Raw genomic sequence first — 17,747 nt, forward strand, 5'->3', positions numbered from 1 at the left:
CATGGCCCGTTTTCTCTCCCGTCGCGGCTTCCTGATCACCGGCGCGGCCCTTTGCGGCACCGCCCTTGTCGCCGCTGTCGGCGGCGTCGGCTATCTCGCCACCGTCGATGTCGACGGCCTTCATGGCCATCTCGACGGCGAGCGGGCCGCTCTCAATGCATTCCTCGTCATCCAGAGCGACGGCCGGGTGGTCGTCAATGTTCCGCGCACCGAGATGGGCCAGGGCATCCATACCGGCCTTGCCATGGTGGTGGCCGAGGAACTGGATATCCCTTTCGACGACCGCATCACTGTCGAATTCCCGACGGAGGCGCATCCGGCCTATTCCGTGTGGTTCAACATGCTGCAGATCCGCCCGGAAGAGGCATCCGGACCGGTTGTTTGGGTAGGTCGGCGCGTGCTGGGGCAACTGGGCTTCATTGCCACCGGAGCGTCAGGCTCGACGATGGGTATGTGGCACCCGATGCGCGTGGCCGGCGCTTCGGCCCGCCACATGCTGCTGGCAGCGGCGGCGGCGCGGCTGGATGTGCCGGCCGCGGAGCTTGCCACCGCCGACGGATTTGTTCGCCACGTGTCGTCCGGCCAGCGGCTGTCCTACGGCGAGCTTGCCCGCGAGGCCGCCCTCCTGCCACCACCGGATCGCCCAGCGCTGAAACCCGCCTCTGAATGGCGGATCATCGGCCGGTCGCAGCCGCGGGTCGATCTCCCTGCCAAAGTGCGGGGTGAGCCGGTGTTCGGCATGGACATCGCTCTGCCTGACATGGTCCATGCCGCCATTCGGCATGCGCCGGTCTTCGGAGCCAAGGTGGGCCGCGTCGGTAATGAGGCCGAGGTTCGTGCTGCGCCCGGCGTGCGTGACGTCGCCGTCATCGAGGGGCAGAAGGTGGCTGTGGTCGCGGCTTCCTGGTGGCACGCCGAGCAGGCCGCCTGGCTTCTCGATATCGAGTGGACCAAGACCGATGCGGACGGTGTCAGCAGCACCGAGATGTCAGCGCGACTTGGATCCGCGCTCGCAAGCAAGACCCCGTACGAGCATGTCAACGAAGGCGACACCGGTTCCGTAATCACAAATGCTTCGACGGTGGTCGAGGCGGATTACACGGTGCCATTCCTTCCCCATGCCTGCATGGAGCCGATCAATGCGACTGTTTTCGTCCGCGACGACTTGACCGCAGAGGCCTGGGTCTCCTCGCAATCGCCGATGGCCGTCCGGCAGGGCGTTGCCCGTGGCGCGGGGTTGGCAGGAGTCGAGCCAACCTCGGTGACCTGCAACATCACGATGAACGGCGGCGCCTTCGGCCGGCGCAGCGATCAGGACGTGGTGGCCGAGGCAGCTTTCCTCGCGGCGCGGCACCGTGGGCGGCCGGTCAAACTGATCTGGTCGCGCGAGGAGGACATCGCACGCGGACTATTCCGCAGCCATGCAGCCGCCCGACTGCGCGCTGCCCTCGGGCCGGACGGCCTGCCGGTTGCCTATGACGCGCTTGTCGCGACGCAATCAGTCATCGAATCGGTCGCCAGCCGCAACCTCCCCGTCAACCCCGGTCCCGATGGGGATCGCATTTCGGTCGAGGGGTTGGACAAGTTGCACTACGCCGTCCCCAACCGGCGGATCCGCAGCCAGCATGTGCCGAGCCACATGCCGATCCACTTCTGGCGGTCGAACGGCTTCTCGTTCAACACCTTCTTCACTGAAAGCTTCATCGATGAATGCGCCCTGGCTGCTAAGGCGGATCCTTTGGCCTATCGCAGGGCACTTCTTCGGGACAGCCCGCGCCACCTCGCCGTGCTCAACCGCGTGGCCGCGTTGGCCAAATGGGGCACCCCCATGGCGCCAGGTCGCGGGCGCGGCATCGCCATCGAGGAGTGCTATCGCAGCGTCGTGGCGCAGGTGGCCGAGGTGACGGTGGCCGCAGACGGTGAAGTCAGAGTGGACCGCGTATTCTGTGCAATCGATGCGGGGCTCGTAATCAACCCCGACGCTGTGATCGCCCAGATGGAGGGCGGCATCAGCTTCGGCGTGACGACCGCGCTGATGAGTGCCATTTCGCTCGATGCCGGCGCCGTCGTCGAATCGAACTTTCACGATTTCCCTATGCAGCGTCTGGCCAACGCGCCGGCGATAGAGGTCGCGATCGTCGACAGCGGCCTGCCGCCGGGCGGGGCGGGCGAGCCGGGAATCGTACCGGTTGCCGGCGCGATCGCCAACGCCATCCACGCAGCCACGGGCCGGCGGATACGATCGTTACCGCTGGCCGTCACCGAGACCGTCGACGAACGCCGAACCCGGACCGTTTTGCCCCCCGTCGCGACGTGAGGCGTGTGTGCTCGCCTCGGATCAGGAAAGCTCATGCTCGACGAGCCGCGGCCTCAGAATCATCGGAGGCGGCCCACCTCCCTTCAGGTCGCGCGGTCCACATCCGGCGAAAGCTGCCCCAGTCATCGATCGAAGAGGAATGGAATTATGGATTTTGATCCGGTAGCAGCCATCATGGCGTGGATCGGCGCGTATGGGCTTGTTGGTCTTTTCGCCATCGCGCTGGCCGAGCGCTTCGTGCCGGTCATCCCATCCTACGGGCTGCTGCTTGCGATCGGAATCGGCGCAGCGGACGAGGCCTGGTCGCTGCCCGCTGCATTCCTTTCAACGGTCGCTGGCGGTATGTTCGGCTGCGCAGCCTTGTTCTACACCCTGCGTGGGTTGGGCACCACGCGGTCCGTGCGCCTCCTGAACAGAGCTGGGCGGATCTTCGGAATGTCAGTCGATCGCATTCAGCGCGGGACTTCGTCATTCCGCCGGAACCAGGCAACGCTTGCGTTCGCTCTCCAGCTCGTCCCCACCGTCCGGCTGTTCGCTCCGGCCTTCGCCTCCATTCTGCGCGGAAGAGCACGAAGCGTCCTCGTGGCATCGGCCGCCGGCATCGCCGTCTGGAACGGGCTGTTCATCGGCATCGGCTTCTACGCCTCCCACACGATCGAGACGGGGAACATGACGGTCCTCGCTTTGGCAGCCCTGGGCTGCCTGCTCGTTACGGAAGTAGCCCTATTCTGGCTCGCACGATGGGTTCGCGCCCGTAGCAGACGGGTGCGCGCGCTATGCCAAACCTGATGACATCTGGCGGGGGCGCGCAATCGACAATGCCACAAGCCCAAGAACATGTTCAGGGTGATATCCAATGAAACAGCAGCGTTGACGATGCTGTGGCACTGCATGAGGTCGATCGTGTCGCGCCAGATACGCAGCCTCGACTGCTCGAAACTTGCCACAGCATGACTCTCGTCGCCGAGATATTCGCCGGTCGACCAGATTTTGTTGGCGACGAAGATCTCGGATGCCTCCGGGGTGCCCGCAAGAAACGCGCCAACAGAAACTTCCGCCGATCCGTAGAGGGGCGACGTGTCGATGACCCGACCACCGCCCGCGACGTAGCGCCGAAAGACCTCGCCAAGGCGCCTGCGGTCGTCACCCGGGCGGGCGTCAAAGGTCAAGAAGGTGCCAAGACCGAGTGTGGTGAGGGTCTGCTGCGTTCTCGGAATCGTTCGCGTTCGTGCGGATTTCGGGGCAGCCGTCGCCGGCACGCCCGTCTGGCTCTGGGCGTTGGCACCACCGGGAATGAAGGGTGTTGCAGCCAGTATGGTGGCCCCTGTGCCTAGAGCACCGACGAAGCCGCGCCGGCTTACACCGGAATTCTGCTGTCCGCTCATGCAATAGTCTCCTTTATTGAAAGCTTACCCTAGGCACGGACCTCTGCGCATCGCGGGCTGGGTGGCCGAACCACCTAGAACAGACCTTCGATGCGGATCGGCGGCTCTCGAAGACGCCGCCCAGTGGCATGAGAGATCGCGTTTGCGCGCACGACGGCTAGGTCACTGCCGCTAAGCGACGTGCGATGACCGCTCCGACCCGCGAGGAGCCGATGGCGCGGCGAGTTTGGATGGCTGACATACCCGTGGTTCAGACCACAAAGTCGAATCGTGCGAACTGACCGTCGCCTGCGGGGCTAATGGTCATGAGCAGCGTTTCGTCGAAGATCCGGTCGCGCGCATTGCCCGGCTCGCCTGGGAAAAACAGCTGCGTCGTCAGGACAACTCCGCCCGGACGCTGAACCCGGAAATGAAAGTGGCGCGTGCGTCCCGGATACAACGCCGGCACCACGGTGTTGAACCACCAGCGTCCCTGCTCGTCGGCGAACTGATGCCCGCGCAGGCGGAAGCCCGAACGATCGTACTCGCCGTTTTCGTCCGCCTGCCAGATCTCGACGAGGCTACGCGGCATGAGGCGACAGCGATCATCGAGGACGTAGCCGGCCACGGTGATGCGGTCGCCGCGGGGCGCCTCCAGATATAGATCCTGTTTCAGAGGTGAGTTCGGCTTGAAGAACGGGCCGGCCTCGCGGGCAGGCGTCGGTTCGTCTCCATCGGTGCAAGCGCGCGTCAGCGGCAGCGACGGCGCCTCCTGTCCGAAAGCGACCGCTCCGGAAAGCGGCACGAGCGGCATGGCGAGAAAACCCGAAAGAAGTGCGCGCCTTGATGTCGTCATTGCGGGGCCCCCGTTGCTCACCGAATTAGAACTGCCAATTGACCGGGACCCAGGCATAGGCCGTGTCGGTCTTGAGTATGCGACCGAGACCCGGGAATGGATAGTGGAAGCCGAGAACGAGAAGCCGGTCTGCCGCCGCCATGTCGAAGATGCGGCCGCGGGATGCAAGTGCGGTGTCCTTGTCGCGATCCGGCCCAGGCGTCCATGGCCGATCGACGTTGACGATCGGGTGGTAGGCGAGATCGGCGGTCAGCAGGAGCTGATCGCCCCCCGATTGAACAAGGAAGTTTGCCATGCCGGGGGTGTGGCCGAATGCTGGAAGCGTGGTCAGCCCGGGTACGATCTCCGCGCCGGCTTCATACAACTCGATCCCGTTGGTGACCGGTTCGACGCTCCGCTTAATGGCGGCTGCGAAATTGCGACGGAAATCCTCGGGCACCGGCATATAGGAAAGGTCGGGATCGTTGCGGACGAAGAAGTCCCAGTCTGCCCGTGGGGCAAAGATTGCCGCGCGTGGGAAAGCCTTGCCGCCGTCCGCGGTTCGAAGGTTGCCCACATGATCCGGATGCGTGTGGGAGACCACTACGACGTCGATGTCCTCGGGCCGCAAGCCGATAGCCGCCAGGTTCTCGAATATGCGGCCACCTTGTGGTCCCATGGTCTGCCCGGCTCCGGCTTCGAGCAGAATTCTGCGGCGGTTCGTCTCGATGAGCAGCGTGTTGAGGTTCAGCGTCAGGCGATCAAGCGGCAGGAAGGCGCGCTTCAGAACCTCCTGCAATTCTGCTTCCGGCGCATTGCTGGCATAGACGCGCGGAGGGCCGCCGATCAGTCCGTCGCTCAACACAGTTGCTGAGATGTCGCCGACGCGAAAGCGGTAATGGCCGGCATTGCGTTGTTTTGCCTGTTGTGTGTCAGGTGCTATTTGCGAGAGGACCGCAGCGGTCGGCAAAAAGAAAGCCGAGGCGCCGGTCGCGGCTGTCAGCATGATCTTGCGGCGATTGAGTGTGAGTTCGCTCATAGTTTTGATCCCGTTGATATATCTGCTGGCAGTTCCGCTCGATTTGAGCGTCGGCAGCAAGCGCCGCGATTATCGCCGCCTCGCTTATGTTCTCCAAGGATGACACAGCTGGGGCGTGCGGATAAGCTAACGAAAACGGATCAACCTATTAAGCAGGACTTAGCAATGCGACCGCTACGGCTAGACAGCTTAGAGATCTTCGAGGACGTCGTGCGCTGCGGCGGGTTTAGAGCCGCTGCACTCGGCAGGGGCGTTTCGTCATCCGCCATCAGTCAATCGATCAGCGTCCTCGAGGAAGCGCTGGGCATTCGCCTGCTGAATCGAACGACACGCAGCGTCGCGCCGACGGAAGCAGGCGAGCAGCTTTTCGAACGGCTAAGGCCGGCGCTTCACGACATCAGAACAGCGATCGACGATCTAAATCAGCTTCGCGAGCGCCCATCCGGCACCGTACGGATCAATGCACCAGGTCCGGCCGCCGACCATATTCTCTGCCCCCTGGCCTTCGAGTTCATGGAAATTTATCCCGACATCCATGTCGAGATCGTCAGCGATGCTGCGATCATCGATATCGTGGAGCAGGGTTTCGACGCCGGTGTGCGCTTCGGGAACCAACTCGCCCAGGACATGATCGCAATGCCCCTCGGTCCCGCCCTTCAATATGCCATCGTGGCCTCGCCCGATTATCTTCGCAGGCGCGGTCGCCCTGACTCGCCGCTCGATCTCCTGCAGCACGACTGCATTCGTCGCCGTTTCCCCGGCGGAACCATGGCGATGTGGAATTTTGAAAGAGACGGCGAAGAGATGGAAATCGCGCCGAACGGTCGGTTGACGCTGAGTTCAGCGCAACAAGAACGGCAAGCCGCGCTAGCGGGATCGGGAATTGCTCACCTGTTCGAAGATTACGTCCGTGACGATATCCAACAAGGCAGATCTATCGAGCTGCTCAGCGACTGGAAAAAGAAATTGCCGAGTTGGTATCTGTATTATCCGAGCCGGCGGCATACGAGCGCAGCCGTGCGGGCTTTCCTCGAATACGTCCGTAACCAGAGATGGTAGTCAGAGAAGCCGGGCGGGCGGAAGAAGCCGATAAATCCGTAGATGCGGGCGAGTTCGCATCCGCCTGCATCTACCACCTTCGCCACTGTCGGGAAAACAGCTGAAGTAGCGAGTTTTGGCGCCGTGGCGTTTCAGCAGATCAAGTAGCTTAGGATTGACATCTGGGGCCATCATCGAACTGGCCGGCAACCGCTCGCCTCGCCGCTTCGGACACTTAGAGGCTTCATTAAGTCATAGCTACGGGACGTTATCTTTACAGGGATCTCTGCACGGCGTCACAACACTATTTCTTTTCGAGAGGGCCGCTCTTATCAAAGACTATAAGGAGCGCCTCCTCCGACGCGCGCCTTACGCGCAACGTACTGTGCGGCTGGCATATTCGCTATACAGGCGCTGTTGGTTTATCGCATCACGCTTCGGCGCAACGCCAAACATCCGGCCATATTCGCGGCTGAACTGCGAAGCGCTATCGTAGCCGACCTGATAGGCAGCCTCTGCTACGCTTGCAGCTTCAGCCACCATCAGTCGCCTTGCCTCGAGAAGGCGAAGCTGCTTTTGGAACTGGAGCGGCGTCATCGAGGTGAGCGCCTTGAAGTGCTGATGGAACGACGACGGGCTCATTCGCGCGACCTCGGCCAGATGCTCCACATGCAGCGTCTGGGCGAAGTTCGTGTGCAGCATGGAGATGGCTTTCACGACCCGCTCAATATTCGATTCGGGTAACGCCAACCTATAGAGTTCGCCTCCATGCGGGCTGCTCAGAAGCCAGAAGAAGATCTCGCGTATGATGGAGGGGTAGAGGATCGGAATCGCTTTCGGCGTCTCCGACATCCTGACAAGACGCTGGATGCAATCCGCCAGATGTACATCGACCTGGCTCACGAACATGCAGGGACCGGGGCTGTCAGGTGGAACAGGCGGCTCATCCAATTGTTCAACCACCTCGCGCATCACCGTCACGTCCAGATCTATTGTGACGCCGATATAGGGCGAGCTGGGGCTGGCTTTGATGATCCGCCCGCTGGCCGGCAGTTCCACGCTTACGACAAGACACTCCATACCGCCGTAGGACAGCATGTCATCGCCAAAGAGGATCTCTTTTCCTCCCTGGATCACGACACACAGCGATGGCCTGTAGATCGCCCGCATCGGCATCATCATTGCTTGACAGGAACGGACGATGTTGAAGCCGTCGATCGGCGTCGGAAACAGGCCCTCACCGCCACCCTGACCCTCGATGTAGGCGATAACCGCCGCAAGAAGCGATGACGACACGCAAGCCTCCGGTTGGCTGCGATGCCAACGAAACACACAATCCATATCCGGCAAGGGATCACCCTTTGCGGCAATAGGCAAGTTTCTTGAGAGTTCTGGCATTCTGTTCACGGTGCACTCCATCTAGCCTGAAGGTGCCAAACAAGCGAGGAGTTCGCCGAGCATGACAGAAACTGTTTTCAGGTCAATAGATGTTCAACCGGGTAAACTACCGGGCGTCTAGGGAAGGGGGCCAGTCTCGACTGGCCCGCTGACCGCAGACCGAAGCGCCGCTGCTTTCCTCCGCCAACACAAACGGCATTGCCGCACACGCCGAACATATCGGGCGCGGCGCGCCCCCGTGCTGCCTGCGCAACCTTACCGAACAAGTCTTGAAACAGCCTCAAGAAAGGAGACTTTTGAAATGTCCGATACTGATAGCTCCCGCCGCACTTTCATGGCCCTTGCGGCCGCTGCGCCTGCTGCTCTCGCGCTGACGAGCGTGGCTTCGGCCCAGACGTCCGCAGTCGGCACAGGCCCGCTGCCCGGCCCCGGTCGGGCCGCGGTCGTTACCGGCTCATCGAGAGGCATCGGCGCCGCCACCGCGAAGCGTCTGGCCCGCGACGGCTATGCCGTGACCGTGAACTACCTCACCAACCGCGACCTGGCCGCTCAGGTCGTGGCCGATATTCAGGCGGCTGGTGGTCGCGCTATCGTTCGCCAAGCGGACGTGGCAGATCCCGCAGCGGTCAAGGCGCTTTTCGACGCCAATGACGAGGCTTTCGGTGGCGTCGATGTGGTGGTCAACAATGCCGGGATCATGAATGTCGGCCCCTTTGCTCAAATGACCGACGCGGCGTTCGATCGAATGATGGCCACCAATGTGAAGGGAAGCTTCAATGTATTGCGCGAAGCGGCTCGACGGACGCGTGACGGGGGCCGGATCATCAGCCTCAGTTCTAGCATCATAAAGACGCCTCCCCCGGCAACTGGCGCATATGCGGCCACAAAAAGCAGCCAGATGCTCTTTTCCAGCGTCCTCGCGAAGGAACTGGCCGGCCGCAACATCTCAGTCAATTCTGTAGCGCCCGGCGCAGTCGACACGCAACTCCTCCGTCAGCACGGTGAAGAAGCACTCCAAGGAATCCCCGAGCAGACTCCGCTCGGTCGCCTGGGACTGCCGGAAGACATCGCCGGCGTTATCGCTCTTCTTTGCTCTCAGGACGGTGCCTGGATCGATGGTCAAAATCTATTCGCGAACGGCGGCCTAGGCTAAGGGAGAGCAACCGGCTTGCCCGTGCCAACGAAGCCGCTAAGCGCCGTCCCCGATGGCACAAGCTGAATGCAATCAAAATCGGATCGGAGGGCCACTGCACCCGGTCTCGAAGATCCGCAAAGGAGATCGCTGGATACCCCCATCAGCTGGCGATCTCCAAAGCCACCGAAGACCGTTTCCCGATACCGAGCTTCGGTGGCTCCATCCCGTCGCAACGAGTAGAGACGAAGCTTGTGGGCTTCGACCGGCGACTGCATTCGGGCCTTGATCAACGCCTATGGCTCCATAAGTCGCCTTGCCGTTTCACCCCGGAGTGCTTCATGCTGATGCTACCGTAAAGGCCAATGTCTTGACCTTCCGTACGGGCTCGCCGAGCGCATAGAGGCGTATAAATCAATCTATATCCTTAATATGGTATACGCCTGCGGGGGCCTAAGCGCGCAGCCCTGGAAACTTGTCAATCTTGATAGGACTTGAAACAAACCCCTTTGTTTCGCCAGGCACCTGATAATTCATCTATCGTTGATGTCCGAAACGGAACGAATTCCCATGATCAGATCGCCGCGGGCCGCGGGGATCACTTCCAATGGGTGGCTCTCGGTAGCAGCCTGTTTCTACGTGAGGGCGCAATTATCCGCTGGTTGGTACAATCCGACTCCCATTACTTCCAGAACCGCCGATCTAATTGTTGGCCTCGTTAGCGGCCCGTGCCTCTTCGGCTACAAGCCCTGTGAACACGCCGAGATCGAGAGGAGCTCTGCGTGCCCGCGTTCTTCAGAGTGAACTGTCCGAAATGCGGCCCGTTTGATATCGTCTCGATTTCAATCGTCCCTGTGCAACATAAGGATGACGGCGTCGCTGCTCGAGTTTTCCTGGAAGTGGCCGACCTAGCTTGGCGAGACCCGCGAGCCTGATCGCCGGTCTACACGGTTGACACGATCTACGACATTACGGCCCTGCCAGAAAGAACCCGTTCGCGTGCTTGATCTCTACTCCGCAGGCACGTCCGCGGTCGAGTGAGAGCGAGGTGATCTCGAGGTTCTGATGCTCGCCAGAGTTCGCATTGAAACGTACAACATCGGGATGAAGAATATGCCGAGAAATGTCGCGGAGATCATGCCACCCATCACCCCGATACCAATCGCATTCTGACTACCAGCGCCGGCGCCTGAGGCGGTTGCCAGTGGCAAGACCCCCAAGATGAACGCGAAGGAGGTCATAAGGATGGGTCGGAGGCGTTGACGCGAAGCCTCGATTGTCGCTTCCAGAAGACTCCTCCCCTTCGACTCCTCTGATGTCGCAAATTCAACGATCAGGATCGCGTTTTTTGCTGTAAGACCGATCGTCGTAAGTAGCCCGACTTTGAAGTAAACGTCGTTCAGCTGGCCGAATTGCGTCGCTGCTATCAGTGCCCCTAAAATGCCCACCGGAACTGAGAGCATGACGGAGAATGGAATTGTCCAGCTCTCATAAAGCGCAGCGAGTGCCAGGAAAACGACAACCACCGAGATGATGTAAAGCTGAAGAGCCTGATTGCCTGCAAGCCGCTCCTCCGCTGAAAGGCCAGTCCACTGATGGGAAAAACCCTCCGGCAGATCGTCAACCATGCGATCGACTTCCTGCATCGCTTGACCGGAGCTCACTCCGGGAGAGGGAGAACCCTGCAGCTGCACCGCTGAGACACCATTATATCGCTCCAGCCTCGGCGAACCAAAGCTCCATTGTCCGGTCGAGAAGGACGACAGGGGAACCATTTCACCTAGGTTATTGCGGATATGCCACCGCTCGAAATCCGCCGGCTGCATGCGAAATTCCGCGTCGGACTGCACATAGACGCGCTTCACGCGGCCACGGTCCAGGAAATCGTTGATGTACGTGCCTCCCCACGCCGTAGTCAGCGTCGTGTCGATATCTGAGAGTTGGATGCCCAACGCGCTCGCCCGGTCACGATCAATGGACACGGAGTATTGGGGAGTATCCTCCTGCCCGTTTGGACGAGTCCCCGTCAGTCCTGGATTTTGCGAGGCGGCACCCAACAGTTGGTTGCGAGCAGCCATGAGCGCTTCGTGGCCGGCATTGCCAGTGTCGCGGAGAAAGAAATCAAAGCCGCTATTGTTACCGAAACCTGGGATCGCAGGGGGAGCAAGCGCGACCACACGTCCATCGGATATCTTCGCAAAAGCGACCATGGCCCGTTGCGCAATCGCCGCCGCGCTGGATTCCGGGGTCTGCCGTTGCTCAAAATCCTTAAGGGCCACGAATACGGTTGCGACGTTCTGGCCTTGCCCGCCAAAACTGAAACCCACCGAACCAAATATCCCGTCAACGTAATCACGTTCATTCGTTAAGTAGTGTTCGATCACCTGATCAAGAACCCGCCGGGTTCGGTCAGCCGTTGCGCCCGGTGGCAGCTGAACCGCGGTCACGAGGCGTCCTTGATCCTCTTCCGGAAGAAACGCGGACGGCAGCCTCGCGACCAGAACGCCAACGCCAGCCGCGACGGCGATAAACATGACGAGGCCAGTAACAATGCGGCGAAGCAGGGCTGCGGTGGCACGTTGATAGACACTGGTGAAGCCAGCAAATCCTGCATTGAACAATCGAAAAGGCAAAGCCTTCGCCACTCCATGCTTTGGTTTGCTGAGCAGCGAGGAGCAAAGAGCTGGTGTCAGCACCAGCGCGACAAGAACAGAAAGGACCATTGCCGTGACAATCGTCACTGAAAACTGCCGGTAGATGATGCCGACGGAGCCCGAGAAGAACGCCATCGGAATAAACACCGCGGCAAGAACGGTTGTGATCCCTATGAGAGCGCTGCTGATCTCGCCCATCGACTTGATTGTTGCCTCGCGCGGGCCGAGATCCTCTTCCTCCATCACGCGCTCAACATTCTCGACAACGACGATGGCGTCATCCACCAGCAGGCCGATCGCAAGCACCATTCCGAACATCGTCAGGGTGTTGATGGAATAGCCGAATAGCCCCAAGACGGCGAATGTCCCCAGCAGCACGACTGGAATGGCAAGCGTGGGAACGATGGTGGCTCGGATATTCTGCAGGAACATGTACATGACAACGAAGACGAGCACGACGGCTTCGATAAGGGTGACCACCACACCTTCGATTGACAATCGCACGAATGGCGATGTGTCGAATGGGTAATGTACATCGACGTTCACCGGGAAAATCACACGTTGCCGCTCGATCTCGGCACGTATTCCTTCGGCCGTCTCCAACGCGTTCGCCCCGGACGTGAGTCTGAAACCGATCCCTGCAGCAGGCATGCCGCTGTACGTGCTTGAATTGGTGTAGCTCTCGGCTCCCAGCTCAACCGTCGCAACATCGTTCAGGCGGATCACGGAACCGTCAGCAGCGCTATCCAGGATGATCGCCTCGAACTGCTCTACGGTTTGCAGACGGCTACCGGCCGTCACCGTCGCGTTGAGTTGCTGGCCACGTCTTTGCGGTAGGGCTCCCAGTTGCCCCGCGGAGACCTGAGTATTTTGTGCGCGCACCGCCTGCGTCACGTCGCTCACCATCAACCTGTGCTGAGCCAACTTGTCGGGGTCAAGCCAGATGCGCATTGCGTAACGATCCGAGCCTAGAAGCCGTGCCTCACCAACGCCTGGTACACGTCGCAACGTGTCCATAAGGGAAGTATCAATGAAGTCGGCGATATCGTTCCCGTTTAAACTTCCGTCCGAAGACGCGAAAGCTGCAATCAGGAAAAAGCTTGCGGTCGATTTCGAGACAGTCAATCCGCTATCCAGGACCGCCTGCGGCAACCGCGCCTCAACGAGCTGAAGATTGTTTTGCACCTGCATTTGCGCAACGTCGGGATCGGCCTCGCTGGTAAATGTCAGCGTGATCGAAACCTCTCCGGTCGCCGCGGAGCTCGACGAGATGTAGTCGACGCTGTCGATCCCGGTCATGCCTTGTTCGATTACCTTTGTAACCGAATCCTCAACCGTCTTAGCGTCAGCTCCGGGATAGTTTGCGGTAATTCGAACAGCCGTCGGCGCGATCTGCGGATATTGGGATATCGATAACGTCGGGATCGACAGAGCCCCCGCCATCATGATTGCCATGGCAAGGACGAATGCAAAGATAGGCCGTTCGATGAAGAAGCGGGACATAGAGGTATCTCCTACTGAACAGCCGAGGACGGCGAGCTTGCTGGAGCGCGGGCGTCACGCATTGGCTCGCGCGGCGATGCGGGTGCTTCCGAAACGTTTCGCACCTCGCCCGTGTCATCTTCGACGACTACAGCCTTTATCCGAACCTGTTGTCCCACTGCCGCTCGTTGAAATCCCTCCACAACAACACGATCACCCTCGGCCACACCATCAGTGACAAGCCAGTTGTTCCCGACAGTGCGATCAACGCTCAGAATACGCTCCTCAATCTTCATCCCGTCGGTTACGAATCTGGCGGTTGCTTGTCCGCGGGGATTACGGGAGACAGCGCGTTGTGGCACGAGGAAACCGTTTTCGACAAAGCCCTCTTCAACCAGTGCACGCACATACATACCCGGCATCAGGATTCCTTCCGGATTGGGAAAGACGGCGCGCAGCGAAACCATGCCGGTTGATTGCGACACTGCTGATCCAGAAAACTGCAATTTGCCAGGATGCGGATATCGCGCGCCGTCCTCGAGCTTGAGCTCGACCGGTACAAATTCACCGTTTGATCTGATGTCATTTGATGATCGCGCTCTATTCAACGCGAGAAGGCTAGCACTCGACCTCACAAGATCGACGTTGATGATATCGTGTCGGCGAATAACAGTTAAAGGGGTCGCTTGGTCCTGTGTGACAAGCGCGCCTTGAGTAACGGTCGAAGCGTCCACGCGCCCATCAATCGGCGCTACGATCGTGGTATAGCCAAGCTCGATGCGGGCCGTTTCCAGCGCTGCTGTTGCCGCTGCAACGTCCGCCTCGGATTGGAGCAATTGAGTGCGCGCCTCGTCAAGCTCCTGCTGGCTGACCGCATCATTTACGCTCAGCCTCTGGTAGCGATCAAACCTGGCCCGAGCGCTCGGCACGGCGCTCTCAGCCCGTTGCAGGGCAGCCTGCGCGTTTCGATAGGCGGCCTCAAAGGGAGTTGGATCGAGTTGGTACAGGACATCTCCGGCATTGACGAAACCGCCTTCCTCGAAAACTCGCTCGCGGATCGTGCCTGTCACTCGAGGTCTGACCTCAGAGATCAGATGGGCATTTGTTCTTCCCGGTAATTCACGCTTGAGCGTGACCGCCCTCTGCTGCAGTTTCTGAACGCTTACTTCCGGAGCTTGACCCTTGGCCTGCTGCTGGGCCGCGACTTCGGCGTTGCAACCTTGAAGGCCGAAGGCCCCCCATAGAACAAGTATCAAAAGTGGGATTGTTCGGTAACGTCGGATCATTCGAGACACCATGTATTAGGGGCGGGAAGCCCGACGCGAGCGTTGCTCTCATGGGCAGTCAGGGAAGGGTAACGGGGAGATGTCGCGCTGATGTGCCGGAAATCCCCGTAAATGTATCAATGTGTGATCGAGCCATCACGAAGGAAGCCCGAACCGCATCGATAATGTTGCGATGCGGCAGTTTCCGACAATTTCCCTGTTTTGCGGCACACGCGTGCGACAAACGCCTTCTATGTTTGGGATGCGTCCAGGAGACGCTATCGAAACTGAAGGAGAAACTCATGACCAAGATCTTCCTATCCACCGCTATCGCTGCTCTGCTGGCTTCGGCCACGTTCGCCGTCCCGGCACTTGCCGAGGGTGACTATTATGAAGGCGCCTCCAAGAGCGGCGGCGCGTCGCCGCGTTCTGCCAATCCTCTGCGGGCCGACAGCACCAGGACCTTCGGCTATCCGAACCAGACCGGCCAGTCGGTGTTTGGCGAGACCACCCGCGATGATCGTCGCCCGTTCGACAGCGGCGACTATTATGAGGGCGCCAACCGTCCGAACTAACAGCTCGCAGTTCATTCAAGGCACCGTCCGCGGCAAGGTCGCAAATATTGCCGCGGCGGCCCCTCTCCGGCCTGAACAGAATTCAGGCGGATGAGCGGGAACCCAAGTTATCAGTTCCGCTGAATTACCGTCTCGGAAGTTCATGGGTAGGGCCGATCCCCGTCGCAGCCTGGGGCGGTTGAACAACTTCCTCAGCGCGATATGCCGGCCCTCGCCTAAATATGCGCTCGAAGGCCCGTCAAAGGGCATTGGCGTTGCACGACAGACACCGGAACAGCGATCATGCCCTGAGACTGAAGGCATCGAAGCCAGCAGATTACGTTGCTTCTGGAGGGAGGCGATTGCTGAAGTTGGATGGCGGCTTTCCGCATAGGTGGCTGACCCGGCCCCTTTCGACACGACCTAAAAGAAATATGACAGCTCCTGCCCGCTTCACGTTTGGTGCCGAGGCCACACTTTATCACAACCGCTATCGAATCGGAAACTGGGTCACAGAAGATGCTCGATCCGAACCGGCAATTCCCGCAGCCGCTTGCCGGTTGCATGAAAGATTGCATTCACGATAGCTGCCGATGCGCCGACCATTGCCACCTCGCCCAGTCCCTTAACACCTACGCTATTTGCTACGGGGTCGGGTTCATCGATGAAGTCGACGTCGATCTCCCCAATATCGGCGTTCACCGGCACCACGTAGTCGGCGAGATCATTGTTAAGGAAGCCGCCGAAGCGCGGATCGACTTCGGTTGCCTCACGAAGTGCTGCCCCGAAGGCCCACACGACGCCCCCACGCACCTGACTGACCGCCGTGCGCGGGCTGACCACACGTCCGCAATCGGCGACACTTACCACGCGCGGCATCCTGATGCGCCGGGTGATTGGCTCGACCTGGACCTCAACAAAATGGGCAATGTAGCTCATTGCGGTAAAATCGGGAAAAGTCGGGCCGGCAATGGCATATTGCCCCCTGCGCAACCGTTCCAATGCTGCGGCATCCTGACCGGGTCCGAGCAGCGAAACCTCGACAGTTAAAAACGGGCGGCGTATGGCGGCGAGCTGCTGATGAATGGTTCCGGAAACCTGCCTGCCTGCGAGCAGTTCGGATATCGCTGCGCGCATCCGCTCGACAGCGAGTGCTGCAGTCGGCACCACGCTGAATGTTCCCCAGGACCCGGCGGTGATCTGTTGGGGAGCCGCGGTTGTGTCGCCAAGGACAATGTCGAGCTTTGCCGCGTCAATCTCCAGACCGTCGAGCAGTACGCCGCCAATCGCCGTTTTGATACCCTGGCCAAATTCGTGGTGCGTTGTCGTGAAACGCGTCGTGCCGTCCGCACTGATGCGGAGCGTCGCCACGGTCGCGGTGACCAGGGCGGGATAGATGCCGCTCGCAACACCCCACCCGACCAGCGAGCCATCCGCGGCCCGCATGGATCCGGGCTTGGGCGTGCGTTTCGACCAGCCAAAGCGCTGGGCGCCGCGGCTGAGGCATTCATTGAGATGACGGGACGACAATGGCCGGCCGTTCTGGGGATCGACGCGGGTATCGTTGGCGATGCGGAAATCGACCGGGTCCGCGCCAAGGCTATACGCCAATTCGTCAACCGCGCATTCAAAGGCGAAGCAAGCCGGATGCTCGTGTGGTGCGCGCATATGCCCAGGAGGTTGGGTGTCGATCCTGTAGTCCAAGCCGCCACCATAATAGTTTCGAATGCCGTACAAGCGTGTGGGGCCAGCATGATAATCGGGCGGAAAGGTGCCTCGGCGGGACTGCTGCTGATCGGCTACATAATGTACGCCCGTCATTTTTCCCGCAGCATCGGCTCCAAGCTTGATGTGGTGCGTGCTGTTCGGCCGGAACTTGGCAAGGTGAAATATCTGGCCCCGCGGGGTGACTAGCTTGACCGGCCGTCCGAGCAACATAGCGGCCCGGGCGATGATGGCCGTTTGCTGCTGTACCCAGCCCTTTTGACCGAATGCACCGCCGACCGACGGGCTCTTGACGTCGACAATGCCCGGGTCGATCCGTAGGATCCGCGCAACAACCTCCTTGATCCCACTGGCGAACTGGGTCCCTTCATAGATGGTCAGCCGGCCATCCGCCCAGACAGCGGTCGTGGAAATCAGCTCGATCGGATTGTGATGCTGGGCTGGCGATTCATATTCGACATCCACCGTCATGGTAGCTTGCGCCAGAGCGGCTCCAGCATCGCCGAAAGCAGTTGGTCGCGCCTCCTCCCGGACTGCGAGCGCGCTGCGCTTGGTGGCCGCGAACGGCTGTGTCTCGAATGTCGCCGCGACGTGCTCAGCTCCCTCGGTCGCCGCCTCCAACGTCTCGGCGACGACCAGCGCGATCGGCTGGCCACGGAACGCGATGTCTCGATGAAGGGTCGGCGGGGCGTCGGCGTTGGGGAAGCGCACCGCCTCGGGTGGCGGCGGAAAATCGTCTGGCGTCAGTATACGCACCACGCCCGGCACGTTGATGGCATCTTCGACCTGGAGGGTCGCGATACGGCCCTTGGCCACCACCGATGGTACGAGCATTGCGTACAGCATTCCCGGCACGGGAATGTCGGCGGCATAGGCCGTTACGCCCCGAACCTTGTCAAAAGCGTCAATTCTCGGCCGGTCCTTGAATGGTGTGGTGGTCATGA

Annotated in this window: 11 protein-coding genes and 1 pseudogene; 5 read left to right on the forward strand and 7 right to left on the reverse strand. The window is 60.4% G+C overall.

Features of this window, described 5'->3' with window-relative positions; all coding sequences use genetic code 11:
• Position 1: 1 nt before the first annotated feature.
• Both C5J26_RS21790 and C5J26_RS33310 read left to right on the forward strand, forming a co-directional pair.
• Positions 2–2,317 (forward strand): molybdopterin cofactor-binding domain-containing protein, encoded by a 2,316-nt coding sequence (locus C5J26_RS21790; RefSeq protein ID WP_105403678.1) that lies wholly within the window; start codon positions 2–4, stop codon positions 2,315–2,317.
• A gap of 147 nt (positions 2,318–2,464) precedes the next feature.
• Positions 2,465–3,106 (forward strand): DedA family protein, encoded by a 642-nt coding sequence (locus tag C5J26_RS33310; protein WP_172730166.1) that lies wholly within the window; start codon positions 2,465–2,467, stop codon positions 3,104–3,106.
• 92 nt (positions 3,107–3,198) lie between these two features.
• Here the strand turns inward: C5J26_RS33310 and C5J26_RS33315 are convergent.
• The 3 genes and pseudogenes from C5J26_RS33315 to C5J26_RS21810 form a co-directional block, all read right to left on the reverse strand.
• Positions 3,199–3,702, reverse strand: a pseudogene (locus C5J26_RS33315) (aldo/keto reductase); the annotation flags it as partial.
• Between the two features lie 250 nt (positions 3,703–3,952).
• On the reverse strand, positions 3,953–4,537 hold the full coding sequence (locus C5J26_RS21805; protein WP_105403681.1) for an intradiol ring-cleavage dioxygenase: 585 nt from the start codon (positions 4,535–4,537) through the stop codon (positions 3,953–3,955).
• Between the two features lie 25 nt (positions 4,538–4,562).
• The gene (locus tag C5J26_RS21810) at positions 4,563–5,522 is read right to left on the reverse strand and encodes an MBL fold metallo-hydrolase (RefSeq protein WP_105403755.1); all 960 of its coding nucleotides are present in this window, start codon (positions 5,520–5,522) and stop codon (positions 4,563–4,565) included.
• A 132-nt stretch (positions 5,523–5,654) separates the two neighbouring features.
• Between C5J26_RS21810 and C5J26_RS21815 the strand changes: the two genes are divergently transcribed.
• Positions 5,655–6,614 carry a LysR family transcriptional regulator gene (locus C5J26_RS21815; RefSeq protein ID WP_172724464.1) on the forward strand — a complete coding sequence of 320 codons (960 nt, stop codon included), beginning with the start codon at positions 5,655–5,657 and terminating at the stop codon, positions 6,612–6,614.
• Positions 6,615–6,962: 348 nt separating this feature from the next.
• On the opposite strand, the gene C5J26_RS21820 is transcribed toward C5J26_RS21815, so the two are convergent.
• Positions 6,963–7,889 carry an AraC family transcriptional regulator gene (locus C5J26_RS21820; RefSeq protein WP_205412860.1) on the reverse strand — a complete coding sequence of 309 codons (927 nt, stop codon included), beginning with the start codon at positions 7,887–7,889 and terminating at the stop codon, positions 6,963–6,965.
• A 403-nt stretch (positions 7,890–8,292) separates the two neighbouring features.
• Between C5J26_RS21820 and C5J26_RS21825 the strand changes: the two genes are divergently transcribed.
• The gene (locus C5J26_RS21825; RefSeq protein WP_105403683.1) at positions 8,293–9,144 is read left to right on the forward strand and encodes an SDR family oxidoreductase; all 852 of its coding nucleotides are present in this window, start codon (positions 8,293–8,295) and stop codon (positions 9,142–9,144) included.
• A gap of 989 nt (positions 9,145–10,133) precedes the next feature.
• Here the strand turns inward: C5J26_RS21825 and C5J26_RS21830 are convergent.
• Both C5J26_RS21830 and C5J26_RS21835 read right to left on the reverse strand, forming a co-directional pair.
• Positions 10,134–13,280 (reverse strand): efflux RND transporter permease subunit, encoded by a 3,147-nt coding sequence (locus C5J26_RS21830; protein WP_105403684.1) that lies wholly within the window; start codon positions 13,278–13,280, stop codon positions 10,134–10,136.
• Between the two features lie 11 nt (positions 13,281–13,291).
• Positions 13,292–14,545: an efflux RND transporter periplasmic adaptor subunit gene (locus C5J26_RS21835; RefSeq protein ID WP_105403757.1), complete on the reverse strand. Its 1,254-nt coding sequence runs from the start codon at positions 14,543–14,545 to the stop codon at positions 13,292–13,294.
• A 281-nt stretch (positions 14,546–14,826) separates the two neighbouring features.
• On the opposite strand from C5J26_RS21835, the gene C5J26_RS21840 reads away from it, so the two are divergent.
• On the forward strand, positions 14,827–15,099 hold the full coding sequence (locus C5J26_RS21840; RefSeq protein ID WP_105403685.1) for a hypothetical protein: 273 nt from the start codon (positions 14,827–14,829) through the stop codon (positions 15,097–15,099).
• 489 nt (positions 15,100–15,588) lie between these two features.
• On the opposite strand, the gene C5J26_RS21845 is transcribed toward C5J26_RS21840, so the two are convergent.
• Positions 15,589–17,745: a xanthine dehydrogenase family protein molybdopterin-binding subunit gene (locus C5J26_RS21845; RefSeq protein ID WP_105403686.1), complete on the reverse strand. Its 2,157-nt coding sequence runs from the start codon at positions 17,743–17,745 to the stop codon at positions 15,589–15,591.
• Positions 17,746–17,747 lie beyond the last annotated feature (2 nt).

Origin of the sequence: Neorhizobium sp. T7_12 (assembly GCF_002968535.1) — a bacterium.
GTDB classification, from domain to species: Bacteria; Pseudomonadota; Alphaproteobacteria; order Rhizobiales; family Rhizobiaceae; genus Neorhizobium; species Neorhizobium tomejilense.